Genomic DNA, 17,214 nt, shown 5'->3' with positions numbered 1-17,214 from the left:
CGCCACCACTATCCAAAAAAACCAACCGTTCTCGGTTGGTTTTTTTTCGCCCGTTCCCCCAGTCGCTCTGCAGATGGGCTTGACGCCATGGGCAGCTTCCGGATAAACATCTGTTGTTAACAGATAGTGAGAATTGCAGCCATGCCAACCAGTGTTGCCTTGGGCAGTCACTTCGAAGAGTTCATCCGCGATCAGGTCCGGATGGGGCGCTTCAACAATGTGAGCGAGGTGGTTCGCGCGGGCTTGCGTCTGCTGGAAGAGACCGAACAGCGTCGGCAGCTGGAGCTTGAAGCCCTGCGTGCCGAAATTGCAGCCGGGCGGGCCAGTGGTGAGCCCAAGCCTGCCGACGCCGTGCTCGACCGCCTGGAAGCCAAGTACGCCGCGCAGAACCGTTGATGCGCTTGCTCTATGCGCCGCTGGCAGAGCAAGACCTCGAATCCATCGCCGACTACATAGCCGCTGACAACCCGCGTCGCGCAGTCAGCTTCATCCAGGAGCTCCGGCGGCAATGCCAGCGCATTGCACTCAACCCGCCCGGCTATCGCATGCGGCCCGAACTCGGCCAGGGGATCTGCTTGTGTCCGCATGGGCACTACGTCATCTTCTTCGAGGCGTCGGCGGACGCGGTGACCGTGGTCCGCATCCTGCACGGTGCTCGCGATTTGCCCGGACTGTTTCGGCCAGATGACGAAGCGTCTTCATGAGCGCAGGGACGATGGCTGACGGCGATGAACTGTCGGCGTTGCGCGCCGAGACTCCCGCCTGATCGCGTTGCTCGCGTTGCACGGCATCGAATGGCGTGCGCCGAAGCCGCCATCCCTGTCGCCCTTCCTGGCCATCCCGGCCTTTGCCGGTCCGGATGGGCCCTCCGACAGGCGCTATCCTCCGGCATGCCCGTCACCCGGCGCTTCAAGCTGCGGCACGCTCTGATGGGGCTGCTGTACCTGTGGGTGCTCAAGCTGAACTTCGACCTGCTGCGCGAGGCACGCGCCTCCAGTGGCGTGACGCTGCTGCCGGCGATCCTGCTGGCCTGGGTGGCCGTGTTCATTGCCGGGGCCAACATCGCGCGCTGGCTGGACGGTGCCAACCGCTACCGGTCCGTGCGGATCGCCCTCATCCTGACGGCCCTGCTGTCCAGCGCGCTCGGCATCTGGATGCTCTGGCACTACACGGTTTTCCTGTTCGTCGGGCTGGTCACCTTGTTCCAGCGCCCGATGGAGCTGATCACGCTCACCCTGTTCGGTGAGCGGCTGGCGGCGGTGCTCGTCGCGCTGGTCACCTACTTCGCTTTCGCGTGGCTCTCGTTGCGTGTCGCTTGGGAGATGCTGTCTGGCCGGCCGGACGCCGTGGTCGAGCGGGTGCTGGGCGCATCGGGCCAACCTGATCTGCCCCGCTTCACACGGATGCCCCCGCTTCAAGGGGCCACCTTCCGCCGCGCCGCGCAGGCGACGAAGCACCAGGTGACTGCGCCTGACAGTGGCCCGCCCGGCAAGCAACGCTACCTGCGCAGGCCCCCGAACTGACGCCCACATTCGATGGCACCTACGAGCGTCACGGCCCACCCGTCCTGTTGGGCATGGGCTACGCGCATGGCGCCGATCCCCGCAAGCGCGAGATCTGCGAGGCGATCGGCTGGCCGGCGTTCGAGTGGGTCTTGCGGACCCAGCCCTCGCTGCAGGAACTGGTGATGGCGCTGGAGGCCCTGCCGCACCTGGCCGGGGCGATCGACGAAGACGACGCCGAAGAGGCGCGCAGCTGGATCAGCCGGCTGGGTGATCACCCTGGACAGTACGTGTACACCCCACCGTACAGGGATGCGATGGACCGTGCTCCTGACGTCACCGTGCGCATCGCCGAAGTTGCGCTCCGGTGCCTCATCGATTGGGACCGTGAGCGTGCAGCCGCTGGCGGCCTCACCCCGCCGCGTTGTGAATCACCTCCCGCACGCGCGGATAGATCTGCTGGTTCCACTTGCGGCCGCTGAACACGCCGTAGTGGCCCACGCCGATCTGCACATGGTGTTCCTTCATGTAGGGGCGGATGCTGCTGCACAGGTCCTGCGCGGCCACGGTCTGGCCCACGCTGCAGATGTCGTCGCGCTCGCCCTCCACCGTCAGCAGCCAGGTGCGGCGGATCGCCTCCGGGCGCACGGGCCGGCCGCGGTACGTGAGCGTGCCGCGCGCGAGGTCGAAGGTCTGGAACACCTTCTCGACCGTCTCCAGGTAGAACTCCGCCGGGAGGTCGTTGACGGCCAGGTACTCGTCGTAGAAGGTGCGGATGACGTCGGCCTTGTCGATCTCGCCATCCACCAGATGCTGGTACAGGTTGCGGAACTGCTGCTGATGCCGCTCCAGGTTCATGCTCATGAAGGCGCTCAGCTGCACGAAGCCCGGGTACACGCGGCGCATGTGGCCCTTGTGCGGCAGGGGCACGTGGCTGATCAGGTTCTGCTCGAACCACGCGATGGGCTTGCTGGTGGCCAGCTCGTTCACGCCGGTCGGGTTGACGCGGCAATCCACCGGGCCGGCCATCAGCGTCAGGCTGCGGGGCGCGGCGGCGTCGTCATCCTCGGCCAGCAGCGCCGTGGCAGCCAGCGCCGCCACGCAGGGCTGGCACACGGCGACCACGTGCGCGCCGGGGCCGATGGTGCGCAGGTAGCGCATCATGTAGTCGATGTATTCGTCCAGGCCGAACACGCCCTCGCGCAGGGCGACGTCGCGTGCGTTGTGCCAGTCGGTGATGTAGACGTCGTGATCCTGCAGCAGCGTGCGCACGGTCTCGCGCAGCAGCGTCGCGAAGTGCCCCGACAGCGGCGCCACCAGCAGCACCGGCGGTTGCGCGGCGCCGTCAGTGGCCTTGCGGAAGCGCAGCAGCGTGCCGAAGGGCAGGCGTTGCACGACCTCCTCCGTCACCGACACCTGCGCATCGCCGATCTGCACCGACTCGATGCCGTACGCGGGCCTTGAGTGCGTGAGGTGCATGCGCGAGAACACTTCCATGGCGGCGGAGAGCTTGCGCACCGCGCTGCCCTCGGTCTGCCGCCACCACAGCAGGGCGCTGTGGTGCTGGGCCGCCAGCCGGAAGGGCGCCAGCAGGTCGGTGTGGGTCTGATAGGCGTGGTAGAGCATGCGCACTCTCCCTGCCTTGGGGTCGGCAGTCTGTTGCCGTTCAGGCAAGTTGCGGGCCAGCCGTTGCACCGCGGTGAGGCGCGTCTCGCGGTGCAGGCCCGCACCGCGATGGCACAACGCTTGCAAAGGTGCCTGCCGAGGGCGCCATGCCGGCCGCCCCGCCCAGGAGACTCACCGCCATGGCAGCCAAGGCCGTCCTCACCATCAGCAGCAAGAACTACGGCGCCTGGGCCCTGCGCGGGTGGCTGATGGCCCGCCTCGCCGGGCTGGACTTCACCGAGAAGGTGATTCCGCCCGACGACCCGGCGATGAAGGCAGAGATGCTGCTGCTCGCGCCGTCCATGCTGGTGCCTTCCCTGCACCACAACGGCATCCACGTGTGGGACACGCTGGCCATCGGCGAGTACCTGAACGAGGTCAAGCCCAAGGCCGGCCTGCTGCCCGCCGACGCCAAGGCCCGCGCGCACTGCCGGGCCATCTGCGGCGAGATGCACTCCGGCTTCGGCGCCATGCGGGGCGCGCTGCCCATGAACATCAAGGCCAGCTTCAAGGGCTTCAAGGTGTGGTCGCGCGCGCAGGCCGACATCGACCGCGTGCTGGCCATCTGGCGCGAGTGCTTCAAGCTGTACGGCGGCCCCTACCTGTTCGGCAAGCAGCCCTGCATCGCCGATGCGATGTACGCGCCGGTGGTGACGCGCTTCCTCACCTACGACATCCCGCTCGACAAGGCCTGCCTGGCCTACTGCAAGCGCATCATGGAACTGCCTGCCATGCAGGAGTGGGTGGCTGCCGCCAAGGCGGAGCCGGACGAGATCGACGAGCTGGACGCGGAGTTCTGAGCTACTGCGCTGGCCAGGGCGTCGGATCCGGTATCGCGCACACCGGCTCCACGTCCACCGTCTTGAAGTCCGCCGGCGAGACGATCTCCAGGTACTCCATGTCGGGCGAGTAGTCGAACAGGTAGTGCCGGATGCCGGGTCGCTGGTGCACCACGTCACCGGCCTCGACCAGCGTCTCCTTGTCCTCGTACATGAAGCGGGCCCAGCCCTTCACCATGATGACGATCTGGAAGTCCGCCTCGTGGCGGTGCCAGCCGGTGCCCTTTTCCGGGGCCATGTTGGCCTTCACGAGGTGCGCGATCACCTTGCCATGCGTGGCCTCGGCCACGCCCAGATCGCGGTAGAGGAAGAAATCACGCAGGCCGCCGGACACGTAGTCGGTGTCGCCGGGCTTGACGTGGGAGAACTGGGTTCCGGTTCGGTCCAGCATGGTCGCTCCAGGTGCACGCCGGGTTGGCGCCCTCCGCTCGAAGCATGAAGCGTTCCTGCCCCTGCGGGATAATCCACCCCCATGAGTGGCAACACCTTCGGCAAGCTCTTCACCGTCACCAACTTCGGCGAGTCGCACGGCCCGGCCATCGGCTGCGTGATCGACGGCTGCCCCCCCGGCCTTCCCCTGAGCGAGGCCGACATCCAGCCCGACCTGGACCGCCGCAAGCCCGGCACCAGCCGCCATGTGACGCAACGGCAGGAGGCCGACCAGGTCGAGATCCTCTCCGGCGTGTACGAGGGGCACACCACCGGCACGCCCATCGCCCTGTTGATCCGCAACACCGATCAGCGCAGCAAGGACTACAGCGAGGTGGCGCAGAAGTTCCGCCCCGGCCACGCGGACTACACCTACCTGCAGAAGTACGGCGTGCGGGATCCGCGTGGCGGTGGCCGATCTTCCGCGCGCCTGACGGCGCCCATGGTGGCCGCCGGTGCCGTGGCCCGCAAGTGGATGCGCGTGCACCACGGCACCGAGTTCCGGGGCTGCATGCAGCAGATCGGCGAGATGCCCATCGGCTTCGAGAGCTGGGACCACGTGCATGCCAACCCGTTCTTCGCGCCGGTGGCCGACGTGTCCGCGCTGGAGGCCTACATGGACAGCCTGCGCAAGGCGGGGGATTCCTGCGGGGCGCGCATCCGCGTCACGGCCAGCGGCATGCCGGTGGGCCTGGGGCAGCCGCTCTTCGACAAGCTCGATGCCGAGATCGCCTACGCCATGATGGGCATCAACGCGGTGAAGGGCGTGGAGATCGGTGCCGGCTTCGCGAGCGTGGCGCACCGCGGCTCCATGCACGGCGACTCGCTCACGCCCGGGGGCTTTGCCACCAACCATGCGGGCGGCGTGCTCGGCGGCATCAGCACCGGCCAGGACCTGGAGGTCTCGATCGCCATCAAGCCCACCAGCTCCATCATCACGCCGCGCGACACCATCGACCTGCAGGGCCAGCCCACGCAGGTCATCACCAAGGGCCGGCACGACCCCTGCGTCGGCATCCGCGCCACGCCGATCGCCGAGGCCATGCTGGCGCTGGTGGTGATGGATCTCGCGCTGCGCCATCGCGCGCAATGCGCGGACGTGCAGGCGCCGCTGGCACCCATCGCCGCCGCGCGGGGCTGATGCAGCCCGGCCACCCCGGCGCGCTGGTCCCTTTCGCGGCGCTCACCGCCACCTACTTCGCCCACATCGGGTTCTTCAACCCCTACCTGCCCCTGTGGCTGAAATCGCTGGGGCTGCCCATCGTGGTGATCAGCCTGCTCACCTCGGTGCAGTCGTTCACCCGCGTGTTCGCGCCCTATGCCTGGGGCGCGCTGTCAGACCACACCGGCGAGCGCGTGCTGCTGCTGCGCATCAGCGCCGCAGTGGCGCTGGTGGCCTCGGCCGGCTTCTGGGTGGAGGGCGGCCCGTGGTGGGTGGGCCTGGTGCTGCTGGTGGTGTTCACCCACACCAGCTCGATGATGTCGCTGACCGAGGCCGCCGTGGCGCACCTGGTGGCGGGCGACTGGGGCCGCTACGGGCGCGTGCGCGTGTGGGGCTCCATCGGCTTCATGATCACCGTGTTCGCGGCCGGTGCCTGGTTCGACGCGCATGGCATCGGCAGCTTCCCCGCATGGACAGTGGCCACGCTGGCCGGCGTGCTGGCCTGCACGCTGTGGCTGCCGCGCGTGCGCGAGACGGCGCATCACGACAAGGCCCCGGCCGAGCCCATCGGCCCCGCATTGCGCCAGCCGGTGGTGCGCTGGTTCTTCGGCGCGCTGTTCTTCCACGTGATGGCGCACTTCGCCATCTACGGCTTCATCTCGCTGTATCTCGACGCGCTGGGCTACGGCAAGTCCACCATCGGTGCGCTGTGGGCCGTGTCCGTCATCACCGAGATCGCGTGGTTCTACACGCAGGGCCGCCTGATCGGCCGCTTCACCATGGCGGGCTGGTTGGTGGTGTGCGGCGCCACGGCGGTGCTGCGGCTGGGCATGACGGCGGGCCTGGGGCAGTGGCTGCTGGCGCTCTTCCTGGCGCAGGCGTTGCATGCACTCACGTTCGCCACGCATCACACGGCATGCATCGCGCTGGTGTCGCATCACTTCCCGGGCCGCATGCGCGGGCGGGGGCAGGCGCTGTTCACGGTGATCGGGTACGGCTTTGGCGGTGTCGTGGGTGTGCTCACGGGCGGTGCCGTGGCCGACCGCTGGGGCTTCGAGGTGATGTTCGCAGGGGCCACCGGGCTGGCGCTGCTGGGGACGCTGTGCGCGTGGCGGGTGTTGCGGCTGGAGCGGGCGGGGTAGGGCGCCCGCATCTCCTGGATTCCCGCCTGCGCGGAAATGACGGGTGATTCGGAGCCTGTCAGCCCTCGATGCAACCCCTCTCGTCTGCCGTCAGTGGCTCGGCCACGGTCGCCAGGCGCTCCAGCACCTCCAGGTTCGCCTCCGACGCATCGCCGCGCCGCGCTGCGATCCGGTCACGCAGCACCGCCATCGGCGCCGCGCAATCGAGGATCGCAAAGGGCACACCCAGAACGCGGGCCAGCGCACGGGCCGCGTCGCGTTCATCGCGGCGCAGGTAGGCGGCGTCCAGCACCACGGGAAAGCCCGCCTGCAGCGCGATGCGGGCTTGGTCCAGCAAACGCGCATACGTGCGTTGCGAGGCTTCGGCTGTGTAAGCGTCGACAGCGGCGGCGTGCGTGCTGGCGAGCATGGGCAGGCCGAACAGCCGCTTGCGCTCCACATCCGACCGCAGGCGGATGCCGCCATGGGTCTGCAGCCAGTCGAGCGAGCGCACGCTCTTGCCCGAAGCGGGCAGGCCGTGGGTGATGCACAGGCGCGGCTCGCCTTCCGCAGACCACGCACGTGCCTGAGCCACATAGTGGCGGGCCGGCTCCCGCGCGCCGCGCAGGGCATGCACATGCGCGCGCACCAGGGCGCGGTAGACGCAGGCCATGCGAAGCGCGGGCAGCGCCGCATGGTCGCCCGTGCGGTCGAGCCAGCCGTTCAGCAGTCGGAACGCGAAGTCGCGCCGCCCCCGCGCGGCAAAGTCCATCACGGCGAAGGCCAGGTCGTCCAGCACGTCGATCCATCGCAGCGCCGGCGCGAACTCGATGCCGTCGAAGGCGGCCACGGTGCTGGGCCTCTGTGCGTCGCCGTCTTCGAGCAGCACGATGTTGGCCAGGTGCAGATCGCCATGGCCTTCGCGCACGTGGCCTTGCGCGAGACGCTCGGTCCACAACGGGGTCAACCGGTCGGCCTCGTGATCGATCCAGGCCTGCAGGTCTGGCAAGGGTTCCTCCATCCGCTGCGCGGCGCCGGCCGCGGCCGCGAGCGCCGCTTCACGCCGCTGCTCGGGCGTGCCGAAGCCCATGGCCGGATCGGCCGTCGGTGCCTGGGCATGGAAGTCCGCCAGCAACTGCGCGAGCGCATCGACGGCCGGTGCCTGCAGCGTGCCAGCCTCCACCCGCTCGGAGAACAGCGCCCCGTCCGCGAAGCGCCACATGCGCACCGCGTAGTCGATGGGCTCACCTGCGCCACCGATCACCGGTGCTTCGGGCGTGCCCGTGATGGCATCGACGCCCAGGTAGAGGCCGGGCGCCAGCCGCCCGTTCAACCGCAGCTCTTCGGCGCAGCTGAACTGCCGCGCGGCCAGCGTGCGGTGATCCAGGAAGGGCAGGTGCAGCGGCTTCTTCAGCTTCCACGCCCGGTCGGCGGTGAGCAGCACCCAGGAGATGTGCGTCTCGATCACCCGCGCACCGCGTTGCGCGGCCAGCGCGTGCACCATATGGGCGGAGGCTTCTGGCGTCATGAGACGCCTCAGTCTACTTCGCCTCAGGTCACCTGCGCCTCAGTCGACTGCCCGGCGCTCCGACTGCTTCCAGGTGTAGACCAGCGCCACGCCCACCGAGCCGCCGGTGGTCTTGCGCACCAGCGGGCTGTCGCGGTTGGCGGCGCCGGCCACGCTCTGCAGGCGCGCGTAGCCGAACAGCCGCCACTCGGGCGTGAGCGCGCGGGTCACGGTGGTGGAGAGTCGCCAGGCCACCAGCCCGCTCTCGGCCGTGTAGGCCCGTCGCGTGGGCGTGGCGTATTGCGGCGCCACGCCGTAGAAGGTGTCGGCCAGCTTGCGGTTGGCGAAGATCGCGCTCACGCTGGTGCTGTAGCGCCAGCCGCCGCCGGCCGCGCGCTCGAACTGCAGCTCCGGCTCGAAGGCGAGGCCGCGGCCCGCGCCGCCGTCGCTCACGTCGAACACGCCGCGCAAGGGAAGTTCTGCGCGCCAGCGGCCGCCCGCCGCTTCACCCAGCTTCCAGGTGACGCGCGGGCCGAACTCCACCAGCGTGCCCAGGTCCGGCATGCCGCGGCGCGCCTCGATGTCGTCGGCGCTGGAGCCGAACGCGCCCGAAACGCCCACGTCCACCTCCACATCGCGCGACTTGTAGGCGCGAACGCCCAGCGAGTTGCGGTCCGCGCGCAGGAACTCGCCGCGGTAGACGAACCAGGGCAGCACCAGGCCGCGGTTCACCTGTTCGTCGGCACCCGGATAGGCCTGCTGGCTGATGGCGCCGCCGACCAGGCCCAGCTCCCACAGGGGCAGGGCGGGGCGGTCCTGGGCGAGCGTGACCGCCGGGGCGGCCAGCAGGGTGAGCAGGGCGAGGGGGCTGGACTTCTTGAGCATGGGCCGAGCATAGCGGGCGTGGAAAACCCCTCCACCATCGGCGGCCAAGGCGCTTGCTGCCATTGGCCCTGGTACCAATGCGCCTTCGGGCTCTGGTGCATGCTGCGCCCGCAGCAACAGACAGTCGGAGTGGCCATGATGATCCCGGCGTGGGTCAAGCGTCTCATGCGGATGGGTCTGGCGGGCCTGGTCGGCGGCGCCAGCCTGGCTTTCGCGCAGCCGGCCGACATGCAGCCGGTCGGCCGCTTCCTCATCGACCGCACCGAAGTCACGGTGGGTGCCTTCCGGCGGTTCACCCAGGCCACGGGGAGCGTCACCGCGGCGGAGCGGGCGGGCGGCGGCAGCACCTACGAAGGCGGCTGGCAGCAGCGCCAGGGCTGGACCTGGCAGGCACCCTATGGCCGCCCCGCCGCCGACGACGAACCGACCGTGCACGTGACGCACGGCGAGGCCGCAGCCTACTGCCGCTGGGCCGGCAAGCGCCTGCCCACCGATGCCGAGTGGGGCGAGGCGGCCTATGTGGAACGCCGGCCGGACCCGCCCGCCGGCTTCGTGACCGGGCGCCGCTACCCCTACCCCACCGGCGACTCACCGCAGGGTGCCAACTGCCTGGGCGACTGCGGCGAGGTGCGCACGGTCGCGCACGCCGTTACCTCGCGCGGTAGTGGCCATGCGCGAGCCGGCAGCACGCGCGCGGGGGTGAACGGCCTGTACGACATGGGCGGCAACGCCTGGGAGTGGGTGGCCGCCGAAGCGGGCCGCGAGCCGCGCACGCGCGGCGGATCCTGGTGGTACGGCGCCGCGCAGATGCGCGACGACCATGTGCAGGGCAAGCCGGCGGACACGGCCGTGGTGTACATCGGGTTTCGGTGCGCGAAGGATCGGTGAGGGGCAGACACGCGCTTGTCAACGGCCTTTGGCGCGGCCGCCGGAAGGCGCGCTCCGAACTGCGTGATCCTTGATCTAACCCCATGGGTGGGCCCGGCTGCGCAGCTAGCATGGTTTGCACCTCGTTGGAGATTCGGGGTTCCACCAAGCACTACAGGAGCAATCACATGCACCGCACCAAGACCTCTTTGCGCCGGGTAGTCCGACCCGTTGCCGGGCTGATCACACTGATCCTCGCGGCGGCCGCCGTCTCGGCCCAGACCTCCGCCGCCGGCCCCAGCGGGGCGGGGCGAAATGTCACGGGCGATCCATCGGGCCGCAACCCGGCGGGCTCCAGCGGCGCCGGGCAGAACGTGACCGCCAATCCCGCGGGCGCCAACCCGGCGGGCCCGAGCGGCGCGGGCCGCAATGTCACTGGCAATCCGGCAGGCGCCAATCCGGCGGGCTCCAGTGGCGCGGGCCGCAACATCACCGGCAACCCGACGGGCGCCAATCCTGCGGGGCCCAGTGGCGCGGGCCGCAATGTGACCGGCAATCCGGCCGGTGCCAACCCCGCTGGCCCGAGTGGCGCGGGCAAGAACGTCACCGGCAATCCCGCCGCCAAGCCGACCGCCGCCGCGCCCCCTGCGGCCAATCCGCCCAAGCCCGCGCCCAAGCAGGCGGCCAAGGACGGCACCGCCAAGCCCGGCAAGGCTGGCATGGACAGCGCTGGTGGCGGCGCAGTGGACGCGAGCCTGCCCAAGCCGAAGAAGTAGTCCTGCACCGCGCGCCGCGACGGGGCAGGCGGCGCCCGACGTGGCGCACTGCACGTCGTTGCGGTTACGAGCACAATGCAGGCCGCGTTTCCATCCCGTCCTGCCATGCACTACACCCGCCTCGGCCGCACCGGCCTGACCGTCTCGCGCATCTGTCTGGGCATGATGACCTACGGCACGCCGCAGTGGCGGCCCTGGGTGATGACGGAGGAGGCCGCGCGTCCGCTGGTGCGGCAGGCGGTGGAACTCGGCATCAACTTCTTCGACACGGCCGACATGTACTCGGCTGGCGAGTCGGAGGTGCTCACCGGCCGCTTCATCCGGGAGTTCTGCAAGCGTGAGGAGGTGGTGGTCGCCACCAAGGTCTACTACCCGGTGGAGCTGGGCTTCAAGGGCGGTGCGTCGGCTGCCGCCAAGCCGGACCGCCGGCCCAACATGGACGGGCTCTCGCGCAAGCGGCTGATGCATGCGGTGGATGCGAGCCTGCAGCGCCTGGGCACCGACTACATCGACCTGTACCAGATCCACCGCCTGGACCCTGACACGCCGATGGAAGAGACGATGGAGGCGCTGCACGACATCGTGAAGGCCGGCAAGGTGCGCCACATCGGCGCCAGCAGCATGTACGCCTGGCAGTTCGCCAAGATGCAGCAGATCGCGCGGGAGCGCGGCTGGACGCCCTTCGTGAGCATGCAGAACCACTACAACCTGGCCTACCGCGAGGAAGAGCGCGAGATGATCCCGCTGTGCCGCGACCAGGGCGTGGCGCTCATCCCCTGGAGCCCGCTGGCGCGCGGCTTCCTGGCCGGCAATCGCAAGGCGGATGACAAGTCCGCTGGCGAGACGTCTCGCGCCCGCACCGACGGCATTGCGCAGGATTACTACTACCGCGAGAGCGACTTCCGCGTGGTGCAGACGCTCACCCGGCTCGCCGCTGCGCGTGGCATCTCGAATGCGACGCTCGCCTATGCGTGGCTGCTGAAGAAGGGCGTGACCGCGCCCATCATCGGCGCGAGCAAGCCCTACCAGCTGGAGCAGGCGGCGGCCGCGCTCGATCTGACCGTCACCGACGAAGAGGCCCGTGAACTGGAGGCGCCGTACGAGCCGCATCCGGTGATCGGGCATGTGTGAGCGTGGTGCAACCCCAGCGCTTTCCGCGGCCCACCAACCCCCTGATCACGATCATGCCCACCGCCCTTGAAATCGATTTCGTCTCCGACGTCGCCTGTCCCTGGTGCGCGATCGGCCTCGCCTCCTTCGAGCGCGCGCTCGCGCAACTCGACGGCGAGGTCGAGGTCCGCGTCAACTTCCAGCCCTTCGAGCTGAACCCTCAGATGCCCCGCGGCGGCCAGGACGTGACGGAGCACCTGACGCAGAAGTACGGCTCCACGCCCGCGCAGCAGGCCGAGATCCGTGAGCGCATCCGCCAGCGCGGCGCCGAGGTCGGCTTCACCTTCAGCCCCACGGGCCGCGGCCGCATCTGGAACACGTTCGACTGCCACCGCCTGCTCACCTGGGCGGGCGAGCTGCCGGCGCCCGCGCAGCGCAACCTGAAGATGGCGCTGCTGGAGGCCTATCACGGCCAGGCCCGCGTGATGGAGGATCACGCGGTGCTGCTGGATGCGGTGCAGGCGGCAGGGCTGGACCGCGAGGCGGCGCGCGCCGTGCTCGAAAGCGACCGCTACGCCGACGAGGTACGGGCCGCCGAGCGCGAATGGCAGCAGATGGGCATCCACGCCGTGCCGTCGGTGGTGATCAACCGCCGGCACCTCGTGCAGGGCGGCCAGCCGCCCGAGGTGTTCGCGCAGGCGCTTCGGCAGATTGCAAGCGGCGCTGCGGCCTGAGCGCCGCGGTGATCAGCCCACCGTCACCTGCACCCGCCGCGGCTTCGCTTCCTCGGCCTTCGGAATGGTGAGGCGCAGCACGCCATCGGTCAGCTTGGCCTCGATGCGCGCGGCGTCCAGCTCGCGGCTCAGGGTGAACTGGCGGCGGTAGACGGGGCTGCGCGCCTCGCCGTACACCAGCTCCAGATCGGCCGGGCCCTGCGACGTGGCGGTGGCTTCCAGCACCAGCGCATCGCCGTCCACGCGCACGTTCAGGCCTTCACGCGACACGCCGGGCAGATCCGCCACCAGCGTGATGGCGTGCTCGTTCTCGAAGATGTCCACCGGCGGCACGACGGCCGGCTGTTCACGCACGGCGGCCGGGGCGGCGGCCTGCGGGGTCTGCAGGTTGGCGGGGGCTTGGACGGAGGTGTTCATGCTCGTCTCTCCTTCGGCTCAATGGATCTCGATGCGGCGCGGCAGTGACGACTCACGCTTGGCGATGGACACGCGCAGCACGCCGTCACGATAGCTCGCCTCCACCTTGGCCGGGTCGGCGTCTTCCGGCAGGCTCACCACCCGGCGGAAGCGCCCGGCGAAGCGCTCGTTGGCATACACACTGCTGCGCTCGCCCTCGGCGGGCAGCTGGCTCGGGCGCTCGCCGGCGATGATCAGCAGGCCGCGGTCCACGGTGATCTCCAGCTTGTCGGCGGCGAGGCCGGGCGCCAGCGCCATCACCTCCACCGATCGGGCGGTGTGACCGACGTTCAGGCTCGGAAAGCCGCCAGCCGACCGGATGCTGCCGCCGGGGGCGGGAAACACCTGGTCGAGCATGGCTTGCATGCGGTTGAGTTCCGCGAACAGGTCCGCGGAGGATCGGAAAAGGCCGTTCATGGCAGGTCTCCTTTCGGGCGGGTGGTCATCAGGGCTGATCCGGAATTAGGGATCGCCCCCGCCGCTTTCAAGACCCTGCCAGCCGCCCCAGAATCACCGGCGCCGAAGCCCCCAGCAGTGCCACCCCGCAGGCCGTGAGCACGCCCAGCACCACCTGCCGGAAGGCGCGCTCGCTGATGCCGATGTAGAGCTTCGCGCCGGCCAGCACCGGGATCAGCATGGCCGGCGCCACCACCGCGAACATCGGCAGCATCGATGCATCGACGATGCCGGTGGCCAGGTAGCTGGCAAAGGTGACCACTTGCATGGTCAGGTTGAAGTTCTGGATGACGGCGCGCTGGCCGTCCTTGTCGAAGCCGCGCAGCGTGCACCACAGCGTGGGTACCACGCCGGTGAAGCCGCCCAGCCCGCCCATCACCCCGCCGATGCCGCCCGAGAGCGCGTCGCCCAGGCGCCCGCCACGGCGGATGCGCGGCAGGCGGTCGGCAAAGAACATCAGCGGGCAAACGACCACGAGGATCAGCCCCAGCACCGCCTTGAACAGCGGCACGTCCAGCCGCGGCAGCAGCCACAGCCCCAGCGGCAGGCCGGCCAGGCCGCCGGCGATGAAGGGCAGCACGTTCGCGAGCGAGAAGCCGCGGCGCACCGTGAACACCGCCAGCAGCTGCCCCACCAGCGCACCGAACACGGCCAGCGCCGCCGCGAGGCGCGGCTCCAGCACCCAGGCCCACAGGGCCATGGCGGTGAGCGCGAAGCCGAAGCCCGAGAGTCCCTGCACGAAGCCGGCCAGCGCGGCGCCAGCGGCCACGTAGAGGATGACGTCCATGCGGGCATTCTCGCCCGGCCCGGCCTGCGCGAGAATCAGCCGATGACCGCCCCCGACTTCTCCAAGGGCTGCGCCTGGCAGCGCGGCGAGTACGTGCCCATCGGCCAGGCGAGCGTGCCGCTCACCGACTGGGGCTTCCTGCGTTCCGACGCCACCTATGACGTGGTCACGGTGTGGGAGGGTGCCTTCTTCCGCCTCGACGCGCACATGGAGCGCTTCCTGCGCAGCTGCCAGCGCTTCCGCCTGGACCCGGGCCGCAGCCCGCAGGCCATCGTGGAGATCCTCTCGGAATGCGTGCGCCGCGCCGGCCTGCGCGCCAGCTACGTGGAGATGGTGGTCACACGTGGCCAGCCACCCTGGGGCTCACGCGATCCGCGGCAGGCGGTGAACCAGTTCTACGCCTTCGCGGTGCCTTACGTGTGGATCGCCAACGAGGAGCAGCGCCGCCGCGGCCTGCACGTGGCCGTGAGCGACGTGCAGCGCATCCCGCCCGCCAGCGTGGACCCCAAGGCCAAGAACTACCACTGGAACGACCTCACCATGGGCCTGCTGGGCGCGCTGGATGCGGGCGCCGATACGGTGCTGCTCTCCGACGCGGCAGGCAACGTGGTCGAAGGCCCCGGCTTCAACATCTTCGCCGTGCGCGCCGGCCGGCTGGTGACGCCGGCCGAGGGCGTGCTGGAAGGCGTGACACGCCGCACGGTGATCGAGATGGCGGCCACGTTGAGCCTGCCGGTGGAAGAGCGCGCCTTGCCGGCAGCCGAATTGCGCATGGCGGACGAGGCATTCCTCAGCACCTCGGGCGGCGGCGTGCTGCCGGTCACGCGTGTCGACGGCCAGGTGATCGGCAGCGGTGTGCCCGGACCCATCACGCAGCGCCTGGTGGACACCTACTGGGCCTGGCACCAGGACCCGCGCTACAGCACCCCCATCGTCTACTGAAACCGCCATGCCCTCCCTCGACTATCTCGAAGCCCAGACCGGCGACCACGCGCAGGCCACCATCATCATCCTGCACGGCCTGGGCGCCGACGGCACCGACTTCGTGCCGGTGGCCGAACAACTGGACCTGCGCGCCGTGGGTGATGTGCGCTACGTGTTCCCCAACGCGCCGGAGATCCCGGTCACCATCAACGGCGGCTATGTCATGCCCGCCTGGTACGACATCCTGGGCACCGAGATGCAGGGCGTGCAGGATGAGGCGGGCCTGCGCGCCTCGCAGGCGCAGATCGAGGAACTGCTGGCTGCCGAGAAGGCCCGCGGCATGCCCGCTGATCGCATCGTGCTGGCCGGCTTCTCGCAGGGCTGTGCCATGTCGCTGCTGGTGGGCCTGCGCCATGCCGAGCGGCTGGCCGGCATCGTGGGGATGTCCGGCTACCTGCCGCTGCCGCAGCACACCGCCGCCGAGCGCAGCGCCGCGAACGCGCAGACACCGATCTTCCTGGCACACGGCACGGAAGATGCGGTGGTGATCCCGCACCGCGGCGAGACCTCACGCGATGCGCTGCGCGCGCTGGGCTACGAGGTGGACTGGCACGAGTACCCGATGGGGCACTCGGTGTGCATGGAGGAGATCGGGGATCTGAATGCGTGGCTGGTACGGGTGCTGGCGGCAAGTTGACGACGCGTTTTACATGTCGCGCGACCACAGCGCGTCGAAGTTGAACGACAGTTGCCGCTGGTGGCGAATGGCCAGCAGGTAGATCGTTCCCTTGACGCGGGCGTAGAGCAGCAGGTGGTGCGTCGTGACGTACTCGCGAAGTTCGCTTCCATCGCCGAGCGTTGCCAGTTGCCGCGTGAGACGATCGACCCCGTTGGAGACCTCCACGGAGCGAACGGGTCGCCCCAGGAACAGGCGGCCCATGCCAGGGAAGCGCTCCAGGTTCGGGATGACGGTCTCCGTCAGTTCGTCCAGCAACGCATCGAAGGCGTGCGGTGCACCCGCTTCGATCAGAAAGGCGGCCAGCTCCTCCAGGTTGCGCTCGAAGTGGGCTGTGACCTTGACCGTGTGCCTGGCGGTCACCATGCGACGCCGTTGTCTACGGTGCCGCCTTGGCGGCGCGACGGCGCTTGATGGCGTTCAAGCTGCTGCGGGCGTCCTTGACCTTGCCAGCCGCCACATCCGCCAGACCTCGGCTGGCCTCCTCGATCAGCAGCAAGTGGATGCGTTCGCGCTCCAGCTGGTGGTAGTAGTCCAGCCGCTGTGCATCGATGAGCGCTACGTAGCTCTCACCGTTCTTGGTGATGATCTTCTCGGCCCCGGCCTTCACCTGGTCGGCCAGGTCAGACAGGGTGGCCCGGGCCTGCGACAGGGGGATCACGTCAGCGGTAGTGATGGCCATCTGGAAACGACTCCAGGTTGTACAGAATTCAGCACATCATACAGCCCTACCTGGCCCCGCCCTGCCGCTCCGCCATGCTCACCAGCTGCACCAGCCCCGGCCCGATGGTGTTGAGCAAGTCCGCCTTCCGCCAGCGGATCCCCGGCGTGGCGCAGTTGAAAAGCAGGCGGCGCGGCCCGTAGCGGATCTTCGAGGCGACGCCGACGGCCAGCACGCCGAGGCCGGCGTCGCCGAGGTTGATGGCGAAGCCGCGCTTGCTGTAGTGGGCCAGCGTGTCGCGCACGCCCTCGCTGCAGCGCGCCACTTCGTCCGGGCGCTCGCGCTTCGCCCGTGCCAGGAACGCCTGTCGCTCGTCCGCCGTCAACTGCGCCAGCCATGAGCGGCCCATGGCCGTCTCCACGATGCCGCGCACGGCGCCGACGCCGGGGCGCTTCAAGGTACCGTTCTCGAAGGCGCAGGTCTCCAGATAGACCACGTCTAGCCCGGATATTTCACCAGAAGAGGTCGGCGGCCTCGTGCCGTAGCGCGTTTTCATAGGTATCTGACGCCAATGAAAACCGAGGACCGCCGATGCCA

The 17,214-nt window shown here is 69.4% G+C and carries 22 protein-coding genes and 1 pseudogene; 13 read left to right on the top strand and 10 right to left on the bottom strand.

Going from position 1 to position 17,214, the window contains the following annotated elements; all coding sequences use genetic code 11:
- Positions 1 to 141: 141 nt before the first annotated feature.
- The 4 genes from ACE3T5_RS17635 (at position 142) to ACE3T5_RS17620 (ending at position 1,984) form a co-directional block, all read left to right on the top strand.
- Positions 142 to 396 carry a type II toxin-antitoxin system ParD family antitoxin gene (locus tag ACE3T5_RS17635; RefSeq protein WP_374669411.1) on the top strand — a complete coding sequence of 85 codons (255 nt, stop codon included), beginning with the start codon at positions 142 to 144 and terminating at the stop codon, positions 394 to 396.
- The gene (locus tag ACE3T5_RS17630; RefSeq protein ID WP_374669409.1) at positions 396 to 704 is read left to right on the top strand and encodes a type II toxin-antitoxin system RelE/ParE family toxin; all 309 of its coding nucleotides are present in this window, start codon (positions 396 to 398) and stop codon (positions 702 to 704) included. The genes ACE3T5_RS17635 and ACE3T5_RS17630 overlap by 1 nt, the downstream gene beginning before the upstream one ends.
- Before the next feature lie 186 nt (positions 705 to 890).
- Positions 891 to 1,523 carry a hypothetical protein gene (locus ACE3T5_RS17625; protein WP_374669408.1) on the top strand — a complete coding sequence of 211 codons (633 nt, stop codon included), beginning with the start codon at positions 891 to 893 and terminating at the stop codon, positions 1,521 to 1,523.
- Between the two features lie 53 nt (positions 1,524 to 1,576).
- On the top strand, positions 1,577 to 1,984 hold the full coding sequence (locus ACE3T5_RS17620) for a hypothetical protein (protein ID WP_374669407.1): 408 nt from the start codon (positions 1,577 to 1,579) through the stop codon (positions 1,982 to 1,984).
- Here the strand turns inward: ACE3T5_RS17620 and ACE3T5_RS17615 are convergent.
- Positions 1,914 to 3,128 carry a polyhydroxyalkanoate depolymerase gene (locus tag ACE3T5_RS17615; RefSeq protein WP_374669406.1) on the bottom strand — a complete coding sequence of 405 codons (1,215 nt, stop codon included), beginning with the start codon at positions 3,126 to 3,128 and terminating at the stop codon, positions 1,914 to 1,916. The genes ACE3T5_RS17620 and ACE3T5_RS17615 overlap by 71 nt on opposite strands.
- Positions 3,129 to 3,307: 179 nt before the next feature.
- Here ACE3T5_RS17615 and ACE3T5_RS17610 point away from each other — a divergent pair, with 179 nt between their 5' ends.
- Positions 3,308 to 3,967, top strand: a complete 660-nt coding sequence (locus ACE3T5_RS17610) for a glutathione S-transferase family protein (protein ID WP_374669405.1) — start codon at positions 3,308 to 3,310, stop codon at positions 3,965 to 3,967.
- Between the two features lies 1 nt (position 3,968).
- On the opposite strand, the gene ACE3T5_RS17605 is transcribed toward ACE3T5_RS17610, so the two are convergent.
- Complete coding sequence (locus tag ACE3T5_RS17605; protein WP_374669404.1) at positions 3,969 to 4,397, bottom strand: cupin domain-containing protein; 429 nt, start codon at positions 4,395 to 4,397, stop codon at positions 3,969 to 3,971.
- 81 nt (positions 4,398 to 4,478) lie between these two features.
- On the opposite strand from ACE3T5_RS17605, the gene aroC reads away from it, so the two are divergent.
- On the top strand, positions 4,479 to 5,576 hold the full coding sequence (gene aroC / locus ACE3T5_RS17600) for a chorismate synthase (RefSeq protein ID WP_374669402.1): 1,098 nt from the start codon (positions 4,479 to 4,481) through the stop codon (positions 5,574 to 5,576).
- Complete coding sequence (locus tag ACE3T5_RS17595) at positions 5,576 to 6,739, top strand: MFS transporter (RefSeq protein WP_374669412.1); 1,164 nt, start codon at positions 5,576 to 5,578, stop codon at positions 6,737 to 6,739. Before aroC ends, ACE3T5_RS17595 begins: the two co-directional genes overlap by 1 nt.
- A 58-nt stretch (positions 6,740 to 6,797) precedes the next feature.
- Here ACE3T5_RS17595 and ACE3T5_RS17590 read toward each other — a convergent pair whose 3' ends face one another.
- Positions 6,798 to 8,246, bottom strand: a complete 1,449-nt coding sequence (locus tag ACE3T5_RS17590) for an AAA family ATPase (RefSeq protein WP_374669401.1) — start codon at positions 8,244 to 8,246, stop codon at positions 6,798 to 6,800.
- Between the two features lie 39 nt (positions 8,247 to 8,285).
- A complete protein-coding gene (locus tag ACE3T5_RS17585) occupies positions 8,286 to 9,110 on the bottom strand; it encodes a MipA/OmpV family protein (RefSeq protein WP_374669400.1) in 825 nt (274 codons plus the stop codon).
- Positions 9,111 to 9,245: 135 nt separating this feature from the next.
- On the opposite strand from ACE3T5_RS17585, the gene ACE3T5_RS17580 reads away from it, so the two are divergent.
- The 4 genes from ACE3T5_RS17580 to ACE3T5_RS17565 all read left to right on the top strand — a co-directional run bounded on the left by ACE3T5_RS17580 (position 9,246) and on the right by ACE3T5_RS17565 (position 12,597).
- Positions 9,246 to 9,998 carry a formylglycine-generating enzyme family protein gene (locus tag ACE3T5_RS17580; protein WP_374669399.1) on the top strand — a complete coding sequence of 251 codons (753 nt, stop codon included), beginning with the start codon at positions 9,246 to 9,248 and terminating at the stop codon, positions 9,996 to 9,998.
- Positions 9,999 to 10,165: 167 nt separating this feature from the next.
- A complete protein-coding gene (locus ACE3T5_RS17575; RefSeq protein WP_374669398.1) occupies positions 10,166 to 10,753 on the top strand; it encodes a hypothetical protein in 588 nt (195 codons plus the stop codon).
- Between the two features lie 105 nt (positions 10,754 to 10,858).
- Positions 10,859 to 11,884: an aldo/keto reductase gene (locus ACE3T5_RS17570; protein WP_374669397.1), complete on the top strand. Its 1,026-nt coding sequence runs from the start codon at positions 10,859 to 10,861 to the stop codon at positions 11,882 to 11,884.
- 53 nt (positions 11,885 to 11,937) lie between these two features.
- Positions 11,938 to 12,597, top strand: a complete 660-nt coding sequence (locus ACE3T5_RS17565) for a DsbA family oxidoreductase (RefSeq protein ID WP_374669396.1) — start codon at positions 11,938 to 11,940, stop codon at positions 12,595 to 12,597.
- Between the two features lie 12 nt (positions 12,598 to 12,609).
- On the opposite strand, the gene ACE3T5_RS17560 is transcribed toward ACE3T5_RS17565, so the two are convergent.
- From ACE3T5_RS17560 to ACE3T5_RS17550, 3 genes are all read right to left on the bottom strand, one after another.
- Positions 12,610 to 13,014 (bottom strand): Hsp20/alpha crystallin family protein, encoded by a 405-nt coding sequence (locus ACE3T5_RS17560; protein ID WP_374669395.1) that lies wholly within the window; start codon positions 13,012 to 13,014, stop codon positions 12,610 to 12,612.
- A gap of 18 nt (positions 13,015 to 13,032) precedes the next feature.
- Complete coding sequence (locus ACE3T5_RS17555; RefSeq protein ID WP_374669394.1) at positions 13,033 to 13,470, bottom strand: Hsp20/alpha crystallin family protein; 438 nt, start codon at positions 13,468 to 13,470, stop codon at positions 13,033 to 13,035.
- A gap of 67 nt (positions 13,471 to 13,537) precedes the next feature.
- Positions 13,538 to 14,296 (bottom strand): sulfite exporter TauE/SafE family protein, encoded by a 759-nt coding sequence (locus tag ACE3T5_RS17550; protein ID WP_374669393.1) that lies wholly within the window; start codon positions 14,294 to 14,296, stop codon positions 13,538 to 13,540.
- Between the two features lie 42 nt (positions 14,297 to 14,338).
- On the opposite strand from ACE3T5_RS17550, the gene ACE3T5_RS17545 reads away from it, so the two are divergent.
- Both ACE3T5_RS17545 and ACE3T5_RS17540 read left to right on the top strand, forming a co-directional pair.
- A complete protein-coding gene (locus tag ACE3T5_RS17545; RefSeq protein WP_374669392.1) occupies positions 14,339 to 15,238 on the top strand; it encodes an aminotransferase class IV in 900 nt (299 codons plus the stop codon).
- 7 nt (positions 15,239 to 15,245) lie between these two features.
- On the top strand, positions 15,246 to 15,917 hold the full coding sequence (locus ACE3T5_RS17540; RefSeq protein WP_374669391.1) for an alpha/beta hydrolase: 672 nt from the start codon (positions 15,246 to 15,248) through the stop codon (positions 15,915 to 15,917).
- Between the two features lie 9 nt (positions 15,918 to 15,926).
- Here ACE3T5_RS17540 and ACE3T5_RS17535 read toward each other — a convergent pair whose 3' ends face one another.
- The 3 genes and pseudogenes from ACE3T5_RS17535 to ACE3T5_RS17525 all read right to left on the bottom strand — a co-directional run.
- On the bottom strand, positions 15,927 to 16,322 hold the full coding sequence (locus ACE3T5_RS17535) for a type II toxin-antitoxin system RelE/ParE family toxin (protein WP_374669390.1): 396 nt from the start codon (positions 16,320 to 16,322) through the stop codon (positions 15,927 to 15,929).
- 13 nt (positions 16,323 to 16,335) lie between these two features.
- Complete coding sequence (locus tag ACE3T5_RS17530) at positions 16,336 to 16,638, bottom strand: type II toxin-antitoxin system Phd/YefM family antitoxin (protein ID WP_374669389.1); 303 nt, start codon at positions 16,636 to 16,638, stop codon at positions 16,336 to 16,338.
- A 46-nt stretch (positions 16,639 to 16,684) separates the two neighbouring features.
- A pseudogene (locus ACE3T5_RS17525) lies at positions 16,685 to 17,214 on the bottom strand (hypothetical protein); the annotation flags it as partial.

It is taken from the genome of Ramlibacter sp. (assembly GCF_041916345.1).
GTDB lineage: Bacteria > Pseudomonadota > Gammaproteobacteria > Burkholderiales > Burkholderiaceae_C > Ramlibacter.
This window is presented reverse-complemented; position numbering and strand designations above follow the sequence as displayed.